Genomic DNA, 19589 nt, shown 5'->3' with positions numbered 1-19589 from the left:
CTTCCTACACCGATTCAATGAATGCGCGGCCCGTTGCGCGCGACAAGCCGCTGAACGCCGCATCCAGCTTGCGTACCGCGCGCAGCGCGGGGTGCAAGGGCAGCTCCCAGGTGAAGCCCATGCCGCCGTGCAGGTGGATGGCTTTCTCGATGACGAAGGCGGCGTTGGCGATGGCGCCGGCCAGCGCGGGCCGGGTGTCGCGCGGCGCGCCGAATTCGTCGGTGTGCATTGCGCGGCGAATGGCGGCGCTGGACACGTCCTGCACCAGGCGCATGCGCGCCAGCAGATGCCGCACGGCCTGCTTGGCCGACAGCGGACGGCCGAATTGCACGCGCGTAGCCAAGTAGCTGGCGGCGGCTTGCAGCGCCCCTTCGGCCGCGCCGTTGGCGAATTCGGCCAGCAGCAACCGGGCCGAGCCTTGCAACGCGCGCCAAGCCTGCGCATCAAGTCGCGCCAGCACCGGCGCGCCTTCCAGCGCTAACCACACTTGCGGATGCTCCGGGTCCAGCGTTGCTTGAGGCTCGTGCGTGGCATCGCTGACATCGACCAGCGCCGCGCCGTCGCCGTCTGCCACCAACACCCAGTCCGCCGGCCCATGGTCCAGCCGGGCGCTGCCTTCCTGCAAGCTGCCTTGCCAGGCAATGCCGGCCAGCCGTTCGCCCGCCACCAGCGCAGCGGCGTGCGGCGTGCCGGACAACGCTTGGGCAAGCAAGATCTGCTCGGCCAGCGGCAAGGGCAGTTGCAGCCGGCCCGCCGCGTGGGCGATGGGCAGGGCAAACGCCAAGTCCAGGCCCAGGCCGCCGTCAGCCTCGTCAGCCATCACGCCGCACAGGCCCGCCTGGGCAAGCACGGCGGCCATCGCATGCGGATGCTGGCGCGACAGCGCATCGGCAATGGCCGCGTCGGCGGCTTGCGCGAACTCTTCGGGACGCAGTTCTTCGCTACTCATGTCAAATCCTTGGGTAGGTTCATGACGCGCTGCGCAATCACATCCAGCTGCACTTCCGTGGTGCCGGCGTAGATCGTCTCGGCGCGCGCGAACAGATACGCGTTGGTAAAGGCCTGGTGGGCGCGCCGCGCCAAGGGGCTGGAATGCGGCCCCACCTGCGACAGCAGCGATAGCGCCAGGCCGGCAAACGCCTGATGGCATTCGGACCAATACAGCTTGGTCAAGGACCCGCGCGCGCCGATGGATTCACCGCGCAGCATGCGTTCAACCGTCAGTTCGACCAGCCCCTTCAATCCGTCGATCTCGGCGACCAGGTCGCCGACGCGACGTTGCACGTAGCCATCGTCCAGCGTCGCGGCAAGCCGGATGTCGGATTTGCACGCCGCGATCAACTGGCGCAGTTCGCATTCGAAGCGCCAGGGGCGGTACATGCGGTTGGTGGCGCGTTCGATCGACAGCACGCGGATGGCGGCGTTCCAGCCTTCGTCCGGTGCGCCCAGGCGCGCGCTGTCGGGCACGATCACGTCGTCGAAGAAGACTTCGGCGAATGACTCTTTGCCGTCAATCGACTTGATCGGCACCACGCGGATGCCCGGCGTGTCCATCGGCACGGCGAACATCAGCAGCCCCCGGTGCTTGTCCGCCACGGTGCCGGTGCGGGTCAGCAGCAGGCAGTAATGCGCCTTGGCCGCGCCGCTGGTCCAGATCTTCTGGCCGTTGATGCGCCAATGCTCACCTTCCTGCACGGCCTTCGTGCGCAGCCGCGCCAGGTCCGAACCCGCGTCCGGTTCGGAAAAACCCTGGCACCAGAACTGCCGCATCGTCAGGATTTCGGGCAGGAAGGCCTGCTTCTGGACCTCGTCGCCGACGGCCATGATGATGGGGCCGGCCAGTTCCTTGCCGATGGAGCTGACGCTTTCCGGCATCGGCAGCGCACCGATTTCCTTGTTCACCGCCAGATGCTCGCGCAGGGTCAGCCCGTGACCACCATAGGCCTTGGGCCAGGTCATGCCGGCCAGGCCGGCCTGGTGCATCGCCGCTTCCCAGGCGCTGCTTTCGGCCAGCGTGGCCGCGCGCCAGTCCAGGCTGTCCGCGCGCATGAAATCCGGCAGATTGGCGCGCAGCCAGTTGCGCGCGTGTTGCCGGTAGACCTCGACGCCCGAGGCGGGGTCGGGAACGATCACCTGTTGTTCGAAGTTCATGCTTGTCCTTGCAGTACGGGCGCCGGCGCGAGCGCAGGCTCAGGTGCGGCGCGCGGAATCATCAACGCGTCCAGCACCACCACGCCCTGGCCCTGTGGCCGTACCAGAATGGGGTTCATGTCGATGTCGGCGATGTCGTCGCGGTGCCGGAACGCGAATTCCGACAGGCGGGCCACGCTGCGCGCGGCGGCGGCCACGTCGGCCTTGGGCTGCCCGCGCGCACCGTCCAGAATCGGGAACATCTTCAGGGAACGGATCATCGCCATCGCCTCGTCTTCGGTGACGGGCGCGGCCTGCACCGCCACGTCGTTCAACACTTCGGCGAAGATGCCGCCCATGCCCACCATGACGATCGGCCCGAAGACCGGGTCTTGCGACACGCCCGCGATCATCTCCGTGCCGCCGCGCAGCATCGGCGCCACCAGCACGCCGTCGATGCGGGCGGCGGGCGCGTGGCGCGCCACGTTGGCAAGAATGCGCGCATGGGCTGTGCGCACGGCTTGCGCATCGGCCACATTTAGCGCCACGCCACCCGCCTCGGTCTTGTGCGCCACGTCTTCCGACGTGATCTTCAGCACGACGGGGTAGCCGATGGCGTCGGCGGCGCGAACCGCCGCGTCGGCGTCCGTGGCAATCACTTCGCGCGGCACGTCGATGCCCGCGTTGCCGAGCGCCTGCTTGGCGTGGAACTCATTCTTGAAGACGATGGGGTCGACGGCGGAAGGGGCGGGGGGCGAATTGTCGACGGCTGCAATCGAAGCGTCGGCGGGCTCTGCAAGCGGTGTTGCCGCCGTGGAACCGGCCCCAGCCGCAATGTCAGCCCCGCCCATCGCACGCAACTGCCCCAGCCGTGCCAATCCCGACAAGCCCGTCGCGGCGGCGTCGATGCTGGCGAACACGGGGATGCCCAGCGCGTTGATCTGTTCGATGGCGTCCGCCGGCCCCTGGCTGATGATCATCAGCAGGCGATCCGGATGGCTGGCGCGTACCTGCGCCAGCGCTTCCAGGTAGATGCCGCGCAGCCGCGTGTTGTATAGCGACAGCGACATGAACAACACCAGCGAACTGTCTGAAGGGTCTTCCAGCAGCGCGGTCAGCATCTTCAGCAGAATGTCTGGCCGGCTCGACATCTGCGCAGACGCGTCGACCGGGTTGCCGGTGCTGGCGGTGGGCACCGCTTCGTGGATGCGTTGCTGCGTCAGCGGCGCCAGCGCGGGCAGCGTCATCCCGGCCTCGCTCATGGCGTCGGCCATCATGATGCCAAAGCCGCCCGAGGCCGCCACCAGAGTTGCCGCGTCGTTGCGCGGCAGCCGGTTCGGCATCAGCATCGACGCCGCGTGGCCGATGTCGATCAGCGCTTCCACCGAGCGCACGCGCAACACGCCATGGCGGCGGAAGACGGCGTCGATGACGGCATCGGATCCGGTCAGCGCGCCCGTGTGCGACGCGGCCGCCTGCTGGCCCTTTTCGGTGGAGCCGATCTTCAGCACGATGACCGGTTTGCCGCGCTGGCGCGCCAGGCGCAGCGCGCTGATCAGTTTGGTGGCGTCGCGGCAGGTCTCCATGCAGCACAGGATGATGTGCGTGTCCGGGTCGTCGGCCAGCGCGGCGATGCCGTCGGCCACGTCCACGTCCGCCTCGTTGCCGGTCGCGATGAAGCGGCTGACGCCCATGCCGCGTCGGGCCACGCTTTGCATGGTGTGGCTGCCCACATTGCCCGACTGCGACACGATACCCGCGTGCCCAAAGGGCGGCATGTGTTCTTCCAGCGCGATCGAGAACGAGCCGATCAGGCGGTCGGCCACATTGACCGCGCCCAGGCAGTTCGGCCCCAGCACGCGCATGCCGTGTTCTCGCGCAATGGCGACCAGCTCGGCTTGCAGCGCGGTGCCGGCAGGGCCTGCTTCGGTGAAGCCGGCCGACAGCACGATGGCGGCCTTGGTGCCGCGCGCCGCGCAGTCGCGCAACGCGGCGGGCGTGGCGGCGGCGGGCACCGCCAGGATAGCCAGCTCGGGAGCAGAAGGCGTGTCGCGCACCGAGGCGTAGGCGGGCAAGCCCTGGATGACACCGCCCTTGGGGTTGATGGGGTACACGGCGCCGGCATAGCCGTGCTTGATCAACATCTGCACGGGCCGGCCGCCGATCTTGGTGACGTCATCCGACGCGCCCACGACGGCGATGCTGCTTGCCTTGAAAAACGGCGCCAGCCCGGCGCCCGCGCGTTGGGGGCTATGTCGTTGGGGGCTATGTTGCTGGGCGCTGTGCGCTTGTGCGGTCTGCGCCATGTTCAGCGTCCCTTGAATTGCGGCTGGCGCTTTTCCAGGAAAGCCATGCGCGCTTCGCGGGCGTCTTCCGTCTTGGCCAGCGTCATCGTGAAGTCCTGCTCGAAGCGGTAGGCATCACGCTGCGGCATCAGGTCAACCATGTTGGCCGCGCGCTTGGCGTACAGCACCGCCAGCGGCGCCTTGGATGCGATTTCGTGCGCCAGGGCCAACGCCGTCGGCAGCAACTGGTCGGGCGGTAGTACGTCTTCCAGCACGTTGCGGCGCAAGAGGTCGTGCGCGCTCAGACGCTGGCCGGTGAAGAACATGCGGCGCAAGGTTGATCGGCCCACCAGCGTGCGCAACATGGACGCGCCGCCCGCCAGGCCCACGTTGATCTCGGGCATGCCGAAGGTGGCGTTGTCCGATGCGTACATGATGTCGCACGCGGCCATCACCCCCATGCCCGCGCCCAGCGCCGCGCCATTGACGGCGGCAATCACGGGCTTGGCGCATTCCTTGATGGCGTTGCCGGTTTCGCGGGTGATGCGGTTGTGTTCCAGGAAGTCGCCGGCGATGTCGGCGTTGGGACGGTCTTTCAAGTCAGCCCCGGCGCAGAACACCTTGCCGTGGCCCGTCAGCACCGCGCAGCGTATGTCGTCGCGTTCGGATATTTCGTCGAAGATGGCGACCATGCGGCGGCGCATGGCGCGGTTCAGGGCATTGACGGGCGGGCTGTTCAGCGTGACCAGCGCAACGCCTTCGTTGACTTCCAGGGTGACGGTGGCCTCGCTCATGTGGGCACCTTGTAGGTCGGGGAAAAGGCGAGGGCGCGCAGGGCGCCGGTGGCATGCTGCATGACGTGTCTCCTAGAGTCCGATGGACCGGTCTAGCCCTGTTTTCAGCGCGGGGCGGCCGGCCTTTTTTGGATTATATGGACGGGTATTGCCCAGGATTCAGGCCAAAAATGTTGGTTGTGTTCTGCATGAAAGCGGCATATTCCCGCGCGGTTCAAGCCGATACCATGGCTTGGGAATTCGTCCGCCGGACGAGCAGAACAGGGGCGGTTGGCTGATGCAGATCGAACGTATCGGCACGGTTCGCGCGGCGCTGGGCGAGTGCCCGGTGTGGGACGCGGCCGGCAATGTCTTGTGGATGCTGGACTGCCGCAGCGGGCAGTTGCTAAGCATCAATCCGGATAGTGGCACCATGCGTGAATGGTTGTTGCCCGCGCCGGTGGGCTCGTTCGCGCTTAACGGTGATGATGAAATCATCGTGGCGCTGAAAGAAAGCTTTGCGCTGCTTCGGCTGTCGGACGGCGCGTTGCGCACGATTGGACGCATCGACGACAGCCATCCGCATCTGCGCCTGAACGATGGCGCGCCGCTACCGGATGGCAGCTTCGTGGCCGGCACCATGCATATCCACCGGCAAGCGGGCGAAGCGCCGCTGGGCGGTTTGTATCGCGTGGATACGGAAGGCCGGGTCAGCCGCATTGCGCAAGGGCTGGGTGTGGTGAACGGCCCGGTCATGCATCCGGACGGGCAACATTTCCATGTGTGCGATAGCGCGCAGCGCAAGGGGTTTCGCTACCGCATGGATGAGGCCGGCCGCTTGTCATCCCCGGAAGTTTTCATCGACACCGATCCCTTGGGCTCGGCCCCGGACGGCTGTTGCTTTGATCGCGATGGCGGCTTGTGGACCGCGCTGGTGCATGCGTCGGCCATTGCGCGGTTCGATGCCGACGGCAAGCTGGATCGCCGCATCGACCTTCCGGTGGCGCACCCAGCATCGCTCTGTTTCGGTGGTCCGGATCTGGCGGATATCTTCGTCACGACCATCAGCGACAGTGGCCGCCTGACCGCCACGGGCCCGCTGGATGGGGCCTTGCTGCGCATACGGGGGGCGGGCGCCGTGGGCGCGCTACGCGGGCATTGCCGCATTCGGCCCTGATCATCGCCCCGGATTACTGCCATGAACCCTGCCCCTGATCAGGGGCTTTCGGCGGCGGCGATCTTGTTATACGCCGTGAACCGCAGCGCCGACCCCGACACATGCGAGGCCACGAAGTCCAGGAACAGCCGGATCTTCACGGGGATCATCGCGGTGTCCAGGATGGTGGCGTACATGCCTTCTTCGAAGGTCGTGTTGGTGACGTGGTAATCGGGGAATAGACGCACCAGCGTGCCGCGCGAAATATCGTTATGCACGGTGTAGTCATCCAGGAGCGCAATGCCTTCGCCCAGCAGCGCCAGTTCCAGTAGTGCAACGCCGTTGTTGGTGACGTGGCGCGGCTTGATCAGCACTTCTTCAATGGCCTCGTCCTGCTTGAAGCGCCAGCAGGTTTGATCGCCTGGCAGCAGATAGGCCAGGCAATCGTGCTGCGCGATATCCGTGGGCTGCGCGGGCGCGGGGCGCTTGGCAAGATATGCGGGCGAGGCCACCAGGAAGCGTTCGCTCTTGAACAGGATGCGCCGCTTCAGGCCCGCTTCCACGGGTGGTGAGATACGGAAATCGATATCGAAGTTGTTGCGGCGCAGGTCCGCCTTGGCCTCGGTCAGCACCAGTTCAATATGGATGTCGGGGTACTGTTGGCGAAAGGCGGCAACCAGTGGCGGCAGCACGCCCAGGCCGAACATCATGCGCGAATGCACGCGCAATATGCCCTTGGGCGCGGCGCGGATTTCGGTGATGTTGCGATGCGCCTCGTTGATGTTCCACAAGATGGATTCAAGCTGTTGCGCGTATTCCTGGCCGGCTTCAGTCAGCACGACCTGACGGGTGGAACGCAGCAGCAGCTTCACGTTCAACTCGTTTTCGAACTCGGTGATCATGCGGGATACCGACGTTGCCGACACCCCGAATTGCCGAGCGGTTTCAGAGAAACTCTCGGTCTTGGAGATCGATAGAAAGAGCTCCATCGCGCGCAGCCTGTCCATCATTCCTCCACTTTACGCAGCACAGAACGCCGCATTTCCTGTATTCATCCGATGACTGCCGGCCTCTAGAATTTCCTCAGAACGTCAAGCAATCAATGAGGAGATATTATGGAATTCGGCGTGTTCATTCTGGCGCAGCAGCGAGGTTACCACCAGTCCTCAAAGCAAGTCATCAACAACTCCATCGAACAAACCGTGGTGGCGGAGCAGGCCGGTTTCGACGCCGCCTGGTACGCCGAACACCACTTCAACAACTATTCCTTGTCGCCGTCGCCGCTGATGACGGTGGCGCACGCGGCGGCCAAGACGCACCGCATCCGCCTGGGCACGGCGGTGTGCATCTTGCCGCTGTATCACCCCGCGCGCTTTCTGGCTGAAGTGGGGTTCGTGGACACCGTGTCCAATGGCCGGCTGGACCTGGGCGTGGGCTCGGGCTATCAGGAATTCGAGTTCGAACGCTTTGGCGTGCAGATCGCGGACTCGGGCGCGATCTTCAATGAATTTCTTGACGTCATTCCCAAAGGGCTCACGCAGAAGATCTTTGAACACGATGGCGAGTTCCTGAAGATTCCGCCCAGCTCGATCGCGGTGCGCTGCCTGCAAGACCCGATGCCGCCGCTGTGGATCACGTCAGGCAATCCGGTGACGCTGGGCCGTGGTGTGCGCGAAAACCATAACCTGTTCGTCACCGCGCTGCTCAAGGGCAACGACGCCATTTCCGAGCTGCGCGGCCGCCTGGAAAAAGTGGCCGAGGACAATGGCCGCGACCTGGATCGCGATGTGAAGTTCGGCTTTCTGCGCTGTGGCTATGCGTCGGACAACAAGGCCGAGATCGACGCCTATCTGGACTGCGCGCGCTTTCAACGCCGCATTTCCGAAAGCCTGAAATTCCGTCGCGCGCAAAGCGACGACGGCTACATGGTCAAGGAAGTGCCGTCGGAAAACGACCCCACCTTCGAGCAGTTGCGCAAGAACCTGCCGGTGGGCTCGGTGAACGAAGTGATCGACAAGATGCTGGAAGAGATCAGCATCCTGCGGCCCAAGCACATCGCCTTGCAGACGCAACTGGGCGACTTCGATCAGAAGACGATGCTGAAGCAGATCGAGCTGTGGGGCGACAAGATCATTCCGGCCATCCGCAAGGAAGTCGGCAGCGCGACGGCCATTGCCTGAAGGAGCGCAAGATGCAGATCTATCTGAGCAACGCGGGGGCGATCACGCTGCGCCATCCGTCGGACTTCCGGCGGCTGGACGTGCTGGCCGATCCACAGCCGCGCGAACGGCTGGAACACGCCATCGCGCGGGTCGGGCGGCGCGAGGACGAGCGCCATGTACGCCTGTCGCCATCGGTGCTGCGCTTCTTGTCGCAACACGCGGGCGATCCGAAGTGGGAAGCCGATTTTTCCGCCATGGTGGACTACGCGGCCACCCACGGATGGGTCGATGAACGGGGTGATATCCGTGCGCACATGGTGGTCAGCGAGCATGACCAGGTGGTGTCCGTGGATGACTTCAAGGCGGCGATGCGCTCGTTGCCGGCGGGTATCAGCGCCGTGACGACAGGCGACGGCGAACAGGTGGCCGGCATGATCGTGTCGAGCCTGACATCGATTTCGGCAGACCCGCCGATGGTCGGCTTCTTTGTGCAGCAGACGTCATCGGCGCGGGAGCCCTTGCTGCGTCATGGCCGCTTCGTGGCCAATGTGCTGGGCGAGGGGCACGAGGCCGTCATGCAGGCGTTTCTGGGGCAGCCGCAGGGCATGGCCCGATTCGCGCAGGGCGGCTGGGTGATGAACGGGCAGGGCACGCCGGTATTGCCGGACGCGCTGGCCAGCATCGAATGCGATATCGTCTGCACCGAGGCGCTGGGCACGCATGACCTGATCGTCGGCAAGATCCGCAAGACGACGTGCCGCGAGGCGCAGCCCGTGATCAATTTCAAGTCCGCCACGCATCGGATCGCGCCGGTCCGGCTTCAGTAGCGCGGGCAGGCTTACGCCTTAAGCAGGCGGATACGGGGCCCACGACAATGCCCGCCATATTTGGCGGGCATCTTCTATTGCCGCTGAATGCCCGCGATGTTTGCGGGCATTTTTTTGTGGGCACTACATGCTTGCTGCCGCCGAACGCACGGCGGCAAGCTTGTTCTCAATCCAGCACGATGTGGTTTTCCTGGATCACACGGCCCCAGTATTGGCGGTCGGCTTCCAGTTGCGCGTCCAACGCTTGCGGGCCGCCCGCTTTTTCGGTCTGCCCATTCGCGACCAGCATGTGGCGAAAGCTCTCGGACTGCACCGTCTTGATGACCGCGGCGGAATAGGCCTGGATCAGGTCGGCGGGCGTGCCCTTGGGCGCATGCAGCGCGGTCCAGTAGCTGGCCTTCAACTGCGGATAGCCCAGTTCGGCCACCGACGGAACGTCGGGCAGGGCGGGGTCGCGCTGGTCGGTCGTCAGCGCCAGGATCTTCACCGCGCCCGCCTTTTGGTGATCAGCCAGCGCGATAGGCGTCATGTAGGACAGATCATTGCGGCCGGTGATCAGGTCGATCAGGCTCGTCGGCGTGCTCTTGTAGGGCACGGCGATCAAGGGAATACCCAGCGTCTTGGCCAGGATCAGCCCATACAGGTCCGTAACGCTGCCCGGCCCCAGCGAGCCATAGGTCAGCGCGCGGTTTTCCTTCTTGGCGTAGGCGACCAGGTCTGCAATGGAATTGACGCCGATCTTGGCCGGCACCGTGATGGTCAAGGGGCCGTCGCACATCATTGCAACCGACTCGAAGCTGTCGAACCGGTATTGCAGCTTGGGGCGCAGCAGGATGTTCAGCGACAAGGGCCCCGAGCCGCCCATCAGCAGCATGTTGCCGTCGGCGGGCGCGCGCGCGACCTGCATGGCGCCGATGATGCCGTTGGCGCCGGGCTTGTTTTCCACGACAAATGGCACGCCCAGTTGCGCGCTCATGCCTTCGGCCAGCACCCGGGCGAAGTTGTCATTGGGGCCGCCGGCGGCGTAGGGCACGATCAGGGTCACGGGCTTGGGCGCGGCGCGCAGCGGCCGGGCAAGCATCATGAGGGTGCCGGCCGCGATGAAGCCGCGGCGCGTCAGCTTGAACATTGTCTCTCTCCTTGTACCCACCGCCTGCATGTCCGTGCCTTCTGCGGGCCGGCTCAGCGTATTGTCAGCTTGGCGATGGGGGGGGGCGGGCGCTTGGGCGCCCGCCTGGGGTTGTCACAGAAGCCGATGATAATTTTTATCGGACTCCCGGATTACCCCACTATTACGCAGAACTGTTCTGCGCAGGCCGTCAGAAACCTTCCAGGACGACCTTGCCCTGCGCCTTGCCGCTTTCGATGAAGGCATGCGCGCGGCGCAGGTTGTCGGCGTTGATCTTGCCGTAGTGCTCGCCCAGCGTGGTGCGCAGCGTGCCGTTGTCGATCAGGCGCGCGGCCTGGTTCAGCAATTCGTGCTGGGCAATCATGTCGGGCGTCTGGTGCAGGGGGCGCGCGAACATGAATTCCCAATGCAGCGACGCTGACTTGCCCTTGAGCAGGCGCACGTCGATGGCGGCGGGGTCGTCGATCAGCGCGATCTTGCCTTGCGGCGCGATGGCCTCGGCCAGTTGCGCGAAGTGCTTGTCGGTGTGCGTCAGGCCGGCAATGTAGCTCACTTGCGGCACGCCGATGCGCTTGAGTTCTTCGGTCAGCGGCTTGCTGTGGTCGATGACGTGGTGGGCGCCCAGCTCGCGCACCCAGGCTTGGGTTTCCGGACGCGAGGCGGTGCCGATCACCGTCAGGCCGGTCAGTTGGCGCGCCAGTTGCACCAGAATGGATCCCACGCCGCCCGCCGCGCCAACAACCAGCAAGGTGCCCTGGCTGGGGGCGGCGTTGTCCAGCACGCGCAGCCGGTCAAACAACAGTTCCCAGGCGGTGATGGTGGTCAGCGGCAGCGCCGCGGCCTGGGCAAAGTCCAGGCTCTTGGGCATATGGCCGACGATGCGCTCGTCCACCACATGCCGCTCGCTGTTGGCGCCGGGCCGGTTCAGCGCACCGGCATACCAGACGCGGTCGCCGGGCTGGAACAGGCTGGTCTTGGCGCCCACGGCGCGCACGATGCCCGCCGCGTCCCAGCCGATGATTTCCGGCTTGCCGTCCTTGGGTGCGCGGTTGGCGCGGATCTTCACGTCCACCGGGTTCACCGAGATGGCGTGTACGTCGACCAGCAAGTCGTGGTCGCCCGGCACGGGTTCGTCGATGGTGATGTCTTGCAGCGCGTCGGCCTGATCGGCCGGCAGGTTCTTGAAATAGGCGATGGCTTTCATGGATAGGCTCGTTGTATTGGGGGAATCAAAGAATGGAGCGGACCACGCCGCCGTCCACGCGCAGCGCGGCGCCGTTGGTGGCGCTGGCCTGCGTGGAGCAGGTGTAGACGACCATGTTGGCCACTTCGTCCACGGTGGCCAGGCGGCGCAGCAGCGACGTGGGGCGGTGCTGGGCGATGAAGTTGCGTTCCATCTCGTCTTGCGACACGCCTTGTTCCTTGGCCATTTCGGCGAAGAAGTCGGCCACGCCTTCCGAGCGCGTCGGCCCCGGCAGCACGGCGTTGACGGTGACGCCCGTGCCGGCGGTCAGCTCGGCCAGGCCGCGCGACACGGCCAGCATGGCCGTCTTGCTGACGCCGTAGTGGATCATTTCGGCGGGAATCTGCACCCCGGATTCACTGGAAATGAAAACAATGCGGCCCCAGTTGGCGGCCAGCATGCGGGGCAGGTAGTAGCGCGACAGCCGGATGCCGCTCATGACGTTGATGTCCAGCATGTCCTGCCAGTCGTCGTCGGTGATTTCCGTGAACGACTTCGGGGCGAAGAAGCCGGCGTTGTTGACGAGGATGTCTACGTCGGGGTGGGCGGCGGAGATTGATGCCGCGCCGTCGGCCGTGGCCAGGTCCGCCTGCACGGTGCTGACGCTGGCGGCCGGGAATTTTTGCGTAATGGCCTCGGCGGCGCGGGCAAGCTTGTCCGCGCTGCGGCCGTGCAGCACGACCTGGGCGCCGGCTTCGGCCAAGCCCATGGCGATGGCCAGGCCGATGCCGCCGGACGAGCCGGTCACCAGCGCCTTTTTGCCTTTCAGTTCGATGTTCATGTGTGGGCTCCAGAAGGTTTGGGAACGTAGGTTGAGTACGTGTGCCGGGTACGGATATAGAGAACGTGTACTGAGAACGCCACCATCATTACCCAGTCCGCACCGATGAAAAACCGGCTAGCATCGCACTCAGTTTCAATATTTTTTTGAAAATGGGCCAAGCATGGTGCGGTTTGAAGACCTACGGATCTTTGTGGCGGCGGCGGCCCACGGCAGCTTCTCGGCCGCCGCGCGGGAACTGGACGTGACGCCCGCCGTGGCCAGCGCCGCGCTCAAGCGCCTGGAACTGACGCTGGACGCGCGGCTGTTCGTACGGTCCACGCGCAGCCTGCGGCTGACCACGGACGGCGAGCGCTATCTGGAATACGCGCGTTCAGCCATCGCCACGCTGGAGGCCGGCAAGAACGCCATGGCGCGCGACAAGACCGCCATATCCGGCACGCTGTCGGTCTCCATCCCCTCGGACCTGGGGCGTCACGTGCTGCTGCCCTGGCTGGATGATTTCCAAACCCGGTATCCCCGCGTGAGCTTCCAGGTGCGCATCAGCGACCGGCTGGCCGATCTGTATCGCCAGCCCGTGGACATCGCGATCCGCTACGGCACGCCGAATGATTCTGCGCTGGTGGCGCTGCCGCTGGCCGAACACAACCGCCGCGTCGTGTGCGCGTCGCCCGCGTACCTGGCGCGTCACGGCGTGCCCCAGACCCCGGCCGATCTGCGTCGGCACAACTGCCTGTCTTTCGTGCTGGGCGAGACGCTGCATGACCGTTGGGCGTTCGAGCACGAAGGCACGGCGATGACGGTACCGGTCAAGGGCGACCGCGTCGGCGATGACGGCGACCTGGTGCGCCGTTGGGCGCTGGCCGGGCACGGCGTGGCGTACAAGTCGCGCTACGACGTGCTGGCCGATCTGCGCGCCGGCCGCCTGGTGGCGCTTTTGCCCGACTACGTCACCGAGCCGTCGCCGCTCTACCTGTTGTGTGTACATCGCATGCTGCTGTCGCCTGCCGTGAAGCGCATGCGGGAGTTTCTGCAAGAACGCTTTCGGCAGTTCGACGCGGGTTAGCCTGTGTGCAGGCCTAGCGCAGGCCTAGCGCGGGCCTAGCGCGGGCCTAGCGCGGGCCTAATGCAGGCCTAGTGCAGGCCTAGTGCAGGCCTAGTGCGCGGCATGGTGCTGCGACCCGGCTGCTGCCTTGTTCTTCGCCCGGGTGCGCGCCGCCTTCTTCGCGGCGGCGGAACGCCCGGCCGCGCCCTTGGTGGCCGCCGCCTTTTTCGCCGCCGCCGAGCGGTCAGCAGCAGTGCGCCGGCTGGCGGTCTTGCTGGCGTGGTGGGACAGCGCCGAGCGCGAGGCGGGCTTGGTGCTTTCCTTCTTCAAGGCCTTGGTGGTTGCGCGCGAGCGCGTCGAGGACTTGGCGTGTCCGTCATGCGCGGCTTCCAAGTCCTTCTTGGCGTGGCGCTTCGTCGACGGACTGGCGTTCTTCGAAGGCGAGGCCTTCACGCCCGCGCGGCGCGCCTTGGACAGCCCGATCGCAATGGCTTGTTTGGTGGAACGCACGCCATGCTTGCCTTCGCGCACGTGTTCGATTTCCTCGCGCACGAATTCTCCGGCCTGCGTGGACGCGGACTTGCCTTCACGCTTCTCTTGCTTGGCTCGCTCCAGGGTTTTTCGTTCAGGCATGGTGATCTCCTTGCTGGGTTGCGGGAGCGGGCTCCGTCGCCAGTCGAGACCACGCGACGGAACTCGTAACACCACCATAGCGCCGCGGCGGTATCCTGTGTGTTCGAATGGATTGCCGGTCGTAAGCGCCGGAACATCGCGTGCAGACCGACAGTTCACGACTCACCCCCTTAGCGGAGACGAGCTATGTCGAATCATGTCTACAAGCAAATCGAACTGGTGGGTTCTTCCACCACCTCAACCGATGACGCCATCGCCAAGGCGATCGAGCGCGCATCCGAAACGCTGCGCAACCTGGATTGGTTTGAAGTCACCGAAGTGCGTGGCCACATCAAGGACGGCAAGGTGGCCCACTGGCAGGTCGGTTTGAAGATCGGCATGCGCCTGGAAGGCGACGAGTAATCCCTCGGCTGGTCTTTCTTTGAGCAGCACTTCCAAGTGCTTGTCGGATAAGAAGTTTTTGGGCTTGTTATCCGACTGTTCATAGGCTTGTCCACATTCCATGGGGACAAGCCTGTTCCTTTATCCCCAGCTTGCGCGGCATCGGCCGGGGCCGGCGGCCCGTCACGGCAGCCTACCCGCTATTGGGCGTTTATTGCCCGCCGCCACCAAGTGCTTGGCCCACAAGGGTTTTTAGCGACTACCCGCACACTGTCCTCAGGCTTATCCACATTTGGCGGGGACAACTTGGCGCCCAAGGGGTCACCGTTGGGCCATTATTGACCAGCCCCCGCAGGTGCTTGATATGAATGACGTTTTTGTACCTGCCCTCAAACTGTCCTCATGCTTTTCCACAGAATGCTGGGACAAATGAACAAGCGCCGCGCCGTGTCGACAACTGCTGGTCGGACATCCAGCTTTTTCGGGGATAAGTCCGCCGAATCTCATCCAAAAGAACGATTGCGCAGGGTTTGATCAGTACGCGCAAGTGCTTGGCGGGACAGGATATTTTGACTGTGCCCCAAGACTGTCCTCAGCCTTCTCCACAGATGGCGGGGATAAGTTTCAGGAAGACCCAACATAAAAAAGCCCCCGACGTATCGGGGGGCTTGATCGCCCGGAGGTAGATCGGGCGATCGGCGCCGGCGGGTTTTGACCCTGCCGGCAGCGGCGGCGATCAGCAGTTCACAATCAGCGCTGCAAAATCAGGTGCTCATCTTCTTGACCCAGTCAACGTAGCGGTCGACCCAGCCTTGCAGGAACTTGCGCGTGCCTTCATTGGTGATCGTGTATTGGTCGTCGACCAGACCGTCGGAATACTGCAGGAAGACTTCCGGCGTCGTCAGCGCGTTGGCGCCTTCGGCGGCCAGGATGTTGCGCAGGTGCTGTTGCATCATCGCGGTGCCGGCGGCGCTGGGGGAAGCGCCCACGATGCCGACGGCTTTGCCCGGCCAGGAGTTCTGGCCCCAGGGGCGCGAGCCCCAATCGATGGCGTTCTTGATGGCGGCGGGCACCGAGCGGTTGTGCTCGGGCGATACAAAAAGAATGCCTTGCGCGTCGGCGATCTGCTGCTTGAGCTTGGCGGCGGGGGCGGGCAGGTTGTTTTCGTTGTCCTGGTTGTACAGGGGGATGTCACCCAGACTCACATACTCGAACTTGAAGTCTGCGGGAACCAGCTTTTCCAGCGCTCGGGCCAATCGCAAATTGATCGAGGCGGCACGCAGGCTGCCGACAAAAACCGCAATCTTGTATGTGCTCATGGGCGAATGCTCCAACGGAAAATGGAAGGGCCAGTGTAGACCTGGCGCGTGACGCGCTCAATCATCTGGCGCGTGATGTCTTGATGCGAAATGTGTCTTTGAAACTGTCATGCCATCAAGCTGACGTGCGCCGACACCACGCGCCAACCCGCGGGCGTGCGCATCCAGGTCTGGCTTTGGCGGCCGATGCGGTCGCTGCCTTCACGCTGGAATTCAATATTGGTGGTGGCGAAGTCGTTGCCGTAGGTGGTGATGGCGGTGCGCAGGACGCGGCGGGCCAATCCTTGGGGCGATCGCCCCGCGCGGAATTCGCGGATGGCGTCATAGCCGTAGAGGTTTTCACTGGCGCCGTAGCGCAGCGTGTGTGGGCTGTTCCAGAACAGCGTGTCCAGTTCTTCGACGTCATTCGTGACCAGCGCCGTCTCGTAGCGCTCGAAGGCGGTGGTGACCTCGGCGACGACGTCGGGCAGGTTGATGTCCATGAGCTTTCTCCGAATGCACCGATGTGGTGCGTTGTGTAGGGGTAATCACCAATATGGTGTGTGCTGCGGTGCGCAAAATTCCGGGTGCTGTGCTGTACGGTCATTCACACCAGGGAAATGCTGCGCCGCAAGGCTGGCACGGGGATTGCTAGGGTTAACACTGCATAACAAGCTGCACCGTTGCCGAGGAGTTCCGTCATGTCCAGTTCCGCTGTTTCCGCCCCCGTCACCATGCTGGTCACCCGTCACATCGCGCCCGAACGCTATAGCGATTTTCTGTCCTGGATGCGCCAGGGTGAAATCTTGGCGGCAGGGTTCCCCGGGTTTTTGGGGTCGGGCGTGCTGCAACCGCCAGAAGGGGGTGACGAGTACCAGATCGTGCTGCGCTTTACCGACGAGGCCAGCCTGTTGCGCTGGGAAAAGTCCTTGCCGCGTCGCATGTGGCTGGAACGCGGCGCGACCCTGGTGCGCGCCAGCCATGAGCACCGCGTCAGCGGCACCGACGGCTGGTTTGCGCCCAAGTCGGCCAGCGCGCCGCCGCGCTGGAAGCAGGCCGTGAGCATCTGGCTGGCTTACTTTCCCGTGCTGCTGGTGTTTTCGATTCTGGTCAGCGAACACTTGAACATGATGCCGGTGTTCTGGCGCGTGCTGATCACGAGTGTGATATTGACGCCCATCATGGTGTTCATCTGCATCCCGGTCATTTCGCGTGTGCTGCAGCGCTGGCTGCGAGCGGGGTGATTGCGGGCGGTGAATCATCAACCCCGGTGCGATCAAGCCCGGGGCATGAACCCAGGACATGAACCCAGGCCATGAACCCGGGGCGTGAACCCCGGCCCCCCGCATCGCCGCGCATTCATGCCGCCTTGGCATGCCGCGTGGAGTACAAGCGGTGCAGCGTGATCTTGCGCACCGCGGTCTGGCTGTCATGGATATGCGCTTGCAGCAGTTGCGTGGCGCTGGCGCCATCACGCGCCAGCACCGCGCGCAAGATCGCGCCATGTTCCTCGTAGGTGTTGTCGATGCGGTCCTGCAGTGTGAAGTCCAGCCGGCGCACGATGCGGATGCGTTCGGTGGCGGCGCGGTGCACGCGCGAGATTTCCGGGTTGCCGGCAGCCGCCACCAGGTCGATGTGGAAGCGTTCGTCCAGGTCGGCCAGCCATTCCCCATCGTTGGAGCGTTCGCTTGGGCTGACCAGCCAGGTGTCCGCCAGCGCTTGTAGCGCGCGCAGCGGAGCGGGCAGTTGCCCTGGAGCGCACAAGGCATGGACGGAGGCGATTTCCAGCACGCTGCGCAGTTCGTAGAAATGATCCAGCGTGTTGAAGTCCAGCGGCTTGACCAGCCAGCCGTTGCGCTGCCTAACTTCCAGATAGCCTTCGCGTTCCAGCCGGAACAGCGCTTCACGCACCGGAGTGCGGCTGACCTGCAGCCGTTCCGCGATTTCGGTTTCGGTGAAGCGGTCGCCCGGCGCCAGCCGGAAATCCAGGATGTCGCGTTTCAATGCCCCATAGGCCGTGTCGGCCAGGGTGCGCGGCATGTCGATGGCAGCGAAAGCAGTTTCCATAACGGGGCCTTGATTGCGGAAAGGGTATGAGGGCGATCGGGCGTAGTCGGGGGCGGGATTACCAAGCGATCAGACGGGCCGCACGCTTGCCGCGCCGGCCTGTTCCAGCGCATGGGCGGCGGCCAGGCAATCGGCTTCGCGCCAGGGCGCGCCGATCAGTTGCACGCCCAACGGCAGGTGGCCGTCCTGCTCGGCTTCGGGCCAGGTGGGCGCGGTGCACACGGGCAGGCCGATGCACGAGATGGGCTGCGTCAACAGGCCCATGCTGGCGCGCGCCGGCAGTTCCTTGCCCGCCAGCGTCAGCCAGTCGGTGCCGATGGGCGTGGCGGACACGGGCGTGGCGGGCGCGATCAGCACGTCGTACTGGTCAAACAGCGCCAAGGCTTCGCGGTAGACGCGGTGGCGAATGCGTTGCGCCTGCTGCACCCAGGCCGCGGGCACCAGGCTGCCGGCCACGAGGCGGTCGCGGGAATAGGGTTCGTAGTAGTCGTAGTGCGTGACCAGCTTGCGCCGATGCAAGGCGCCGCCTTCGGCCGCCGTGATGATGAAGGCGGCGGCGCGGGCTTGCGTGGCGCCGGGCAGTTCAACGATGGCGGTGGCGTCCAGGGCGCGCGCGGCGATCTCGACAGCGCGGCGCGCGGCGGGGCCGGCCCAATCGGCGAAGTAGCCGCCCAGCACCGCCACGCGCAGCTTGCGCGCGCCGGTCGAAATCGTGGGCAGCACGGGTTCGGCGGCGTATTGCGCGCAGGCGGCGTCGTCGGCGTCCGGCCCTTGCAGCGCATCGTAGGCGGCGGCCAGGTCGCTGGCGCTGGCCGCGAACGGCCCCAGGTGATCCAGGCTGCCCACAAACGGAAAGGAACCGGTGCGGGGCAGGCGGCCATAGGTCGGCTTCAAGCCAAAGACGCCGCACAGGGACGCCGGCACGCGTATGGACCCGTTGGTGTCCGACCCCAAGGTCAGCGGCACCAGCCCGCCCGCCACCGCGGCGGCGCTGCCGCCGGATGAGCCGCCCGCCACGCGGCTGACGTCATGCGGGTTGCGGCAGGGGCCGTAGTGCGTGTTTTCGGTGGTGAAGCCGTAAGCGTGTTCGTCCATGTTCAAGGCGCCGACCAGCACCGCGCCGGCCTCGCGCATGCGCGTGACCAGGCGGGCGTCGTGACTGGCGGGGGGATTCGCCGCATTGACGCGGCCCCCCGCCAAGGTGACTTCGTCGGCGATGTCGAACAGGTTCTTGACGGCATAGGGCACGCCGGCCAGCGGCGGCAGCGCTTCGCCACGGGCGCGGCGCGCGTCGATGGCGGCGGCTTCCTGGCGCGCGCGCGTCTCGGTGATGGCGGTAAAACAGTTGTAGCGGGTGTCGCGTTCGCGGATGCGTGCCAAGGTGGCGTCCAGCACCGCGACGGCGCTGCGCTCGCCGCTGGCAATCTGGCGGGCGATGTGGGTGGCGGGGCCGCTCATGGACGGAACACCGATGCGGATTCCAGTTCCACAGGCAGCGGCTCGTCCACGAAGCTTGCCGCAATGTCGTGGATGCGCGCGAACTGCTGCACGACTTCCGCCGTGGTGGATTCGCGCAAGGCGTAGCCCGACAGCGCCAAGGCGCTGCGCACGTATTGATCGATGGTTTCCTGGGTCATGGCGGAGGCTCCCGATAAACGCTGTGTTGACTTACCTGTGTT

At 65.1% G+C, this 19589-nt stretch carries 20 protein-coding genes; 6 read left to right on the top strand and 14 right to left on the bottom strand.

The window, feature by feature from the left end:
- Positions 1–4: 4 nt before the first annotated feature.
- From P8T11_RS10785 to P8T11_RS10770, 4 genes are read right to left on the bottom strand one after another with little or no spacing between them, the layout of a single operon-like run.
- Complete coding sequence (locus tag P8T11_RS10785; protein ID WP_268081954.1) at positions 5–949, bottom strand: acyl-CoA dehydrogenase; 945 nt, start codon at positions 947–949, stop codon at positions 5–7.
- Positions 946–2151 carry an acyl-CoA dehydrogenase family protein gene (locus tag P8T11_RS10780; protein WP_268081955.1) on the bottom strand — a complete coding sequence of 402 codons (1206 nt, stop codon included), beginning with the start codon at positions 2149–2151 and terminating at the stop codon, positions 946–948. The genes P8T11_RS10785 and P8T11_RS10780 overlap by 4 nt, the downstream gene beginning before the upstream one ends.
- Positions 2148–4436: an acetate--CoA ligase family protein gene (locus tag P8T11_RS10775; protein WP_268081956.1), complete on the bottom strand. Its 2289-nt coding sequence runs from the start codon at positions 4434–4436 to the stop codon at positions 2148–2150. Before P8T11_RS10775 ends, P8T11_RS10780 begins: the two co-directional genes overlap by 4 nt.
- A gap of 2 nt (positions 4437–4438) precedes the next feature.
- Entirely contained in the window at positions 4439–5209 is a 771-nt protein-coding gene (locus P8T11_RS10770; protein ID WP_268081957.1) for an enoyl-CoA hydratase/isomerase family protein, read from the bottom strand.
- 277 nt (positions 5210–5486) lie between these two features.
- Here P8T11_RS10770 and P8T11_RS10765 point away from each other — a divergent pair, with 277 nt between their 5' ends.
- Positions 5487–6365 (top strand): SMP-30/gluconolactonase/LRE family protein, encoded by an 879-nt coding sequence (locus tag P8T11_RS10765; RefSeq protein ID WP_268081958.1) that lies wholly within the window; start codon positions 5487–5489, stop codon positions 6363–6365.
- Between the two features lie 38 nt (positions 6366–6403).
- On the opposite strand, the gene P8T11_RS10760 is transcribed toward P8T11_RS10765, so the two are convergent.
- On the bottom strand, positions 6404–7351 hold the full coding sequence (locus tag P8T11_RS10760) for a LysR family transcriptional regulator (protein ID WP_268081959.1): 948 nt from the start codon (positions 7349–7351) through the stop codon (positions 6404–6406).
- A 108-nt stretch (positions 7352–7459) separates the two neighbouring features.
- Between P8T11_RS10760 and P8T11_RS10755 the strand changes: the two genes are divergently transcribed.
- A complete protein-coding gene (locus P8T11_RS10755) occupies positions 7460–8524 on the top strand; it encodes an LLM class flavin-dependent oxidoreductase (RefSeq protein WP_268081960.1) in 1065 nt (354 codons plus the stop codon).
- An 11-nt stretch (positions 8525–8535) separates the two neighbouring features.
- Complete coding sequence (locus tag P8T11_RS10750; protein WP_268081961.1) at positions 8536–9333, top strand: flavin reductase family protein; 798 nt, start codon at positions 8536–8538, stop codon at positions 9331–9333.
- A 166-nt stretch (positions 9334–9499) separates the two neighbouring features.
- Here the strand turns inward: P8T11_RS10750 and P8T11_RS10745 are convergent, their stop codons facing one another.
- The 3 genes from P8T11_RS10745 to P8T11_RS10735 all read right to left on the bottom strand — a co-directional run bounded on the left by P8T11_RS10745 (position 9500) and on the right by P8T11_RS10735 (position 12486).
- The gene (locus P8T11_RS10745; RefSeq protein ID WP_268081962.1) at positions 9500–10462 is read right to left on the bottom strand and encodes a tripartite tricarboxylate transporter substrate binding protein; all 963 of its coding nucleotides are present in this window, start codon (positions 10460–10462) and stop codon (positions 9500–9502) included.
- A gap of 190 nt (positions 10463–10652) precedes the next feature.
- Complete coding sequence (locus P8T11_RS10740) at positions 10653–11666, bottom strand: zinc-binding alcohol dehydrogenase family protein (protein WP_268081963.1); 1014 nt, start codon at positions 11664–11666, stop codon at positions 10653–10655.
- A 25-nt stretch (positions 11667–11691) separates the two neighbouring features.
- A complete protein-coding gene (locus P8T11_RS10735) occupies positions 11692–12486 on the bottom strand; it encodes an SDR family NAD(P)-dependent oxidoreductase (RefSeq protein WP_268081964.1) in 795 nt (264 codons plus the stop codon).
- Positions 12487–12649: 163 nt separating this feature from the next.
- On the opposite strand from P8T11_RS10735, the gene P8T11_RS10730 reads away from it, so the two are divergent.
- Positions 12650–13552: a LysR family transcriptional regulator gene (locus P8T11_RS10730; RefSeq protein WP_268081965.1), complete on the top strand. Its 903-nt coding sequence runs from the start codon at positions 12650–12652 to the stop codon at positions 13550–13552.
- A gap of 90 nt (positions 13553–13642) precedes the next feature.
- On the opposite strand, the gene P8T11_RS10725 is transcribed toward P8T11_RS10730, so the two are convergent.
- The gene (locus P8T11_RS10725) at positions 13643–14164 is read right to left on the bottom strand and encodes a DUF6496 domain-containing protein (RefSeq protein ID WP_268081966.1); all 522 of its coding nucleotides are present in this window, start codon (positions 14162–14164) and stop codon (positions 13643–13645) included.
- 186 nt (positions 14165–14350) lie between these two features.
- Here P8T11_RS10725 and P8T11_RS10720 point away from each other — a divergent pair, with 186 nt between their 5' ends.
- Positions 14351–14566, top strand: a complete 216-nt coding sequence (locus P8T11_RS10720; protein WP_050449258.1) for a dodecin — start codon at positions 14351–14353, stop codon at positions 14564–14566.
- Positions 14567–15309: 743 nt separating this feature from the next.
- Here the strand turns inward: P8T11_RS10720 and P8T11_RS10715 are convergent.
- Together P8T11_RS10715 and hpxZ are read right to left on the bottom strand one after the other, a co-directional pair.
- Positions 15310–15864, bottom strand: coding sequence for an NADPH-dependent FMN reductase (locus P8T11_RS10715; protein WP_050449268.1), 555 nt, complete (start codon positions 15862–15864; stop codon positions 15310–15312).
- A gap of 107 nt (positions 15865–15971) precedes the next feature.
- Positions 15972–16346 (bottom strand): oxalurate catabolism protein HpxZ, encoded by a 375-nt coding sequence (gene hpxZ / locus P8T11_RS10710; protein WP_268081967.1) that lies wholly within the window; start codon positions 16344–16346, stop codon positions 15972–15974.
- A gap of 198 nt (positions 16347–16544) precedes the next feature.
- Here hpxZ and P8T11_RS10705 point away from each other — a divergent pair, with 198 nt between their 5' ends.
- On the top strand, positions 16545–17087 hold the full coding sequence (locus P8T11_RS10705; RefSeq protein ID WP_268081968.1) for an antibiotic biosynthesis monooxygenase: 543 nt from the start codon (positions 16545–16547) through the stop codon (positions 17085–17087).
- A 115-nt stretch (positions 17088–17202) separates the two neighbouring features.
- Here the strand turns inward: P8T11_RS10705 and P8T11_RS10700 are convergent, their stop codons facing one another.
- The 3 genes from P8T11_RS10700 to P8T11_RS10690 form a co-directional block, all read right to left on the bottom strand.
- Positions 17203–17910, bottom strand: a complete 708-nt coding sequence (locus tag P8T11_RS10700; protein ID WP_268081969.1) for a GntR family transcriptional regulator — start codon at positions 17908–17910, stop codon at positions 17203–17205.
- 69 nt (positions 17911–17979) lie between these two features.
- Positions 17980–19368, bottom strand: coding sequence for an AtzE family amidohydrolase (locus P8T11_RS10695; protein WP_268081970.1), 1389 nt, complete (start codon positions 19366–19368; stop codon positions 17980–17982).
- Positions 19365–19547, bottom strand: coding sequence for a DUF4089 domain-containing protein (locus P8T11_RS10690; RefSeq protein WP_100856655.1), 183 nt, complete (start codon positions 19545–19547; stop codon positions 19365–19367). Before P8T11_RS10690 ends, P8T11_RS10695 begins: the two co-directional genes overlap by 4 nt.
- Positions 19548–19589: the final 42 nt, after the last annotated feature.

It is taken from the genome of Achromobacter spanius (genome assembly GCF_029637605.1).
Lineage (GTDB): Bacteria > Pseudomonadota > Gammaproteobacteria > Burkholderiales > Burkholderiaceae_B > Achromobacter > Achromobacter spanius_E.
Note: the sequence above shows the minus strand (reverse complement) of the source record. Positions and strands in the feature narration are given on the sequence as shown.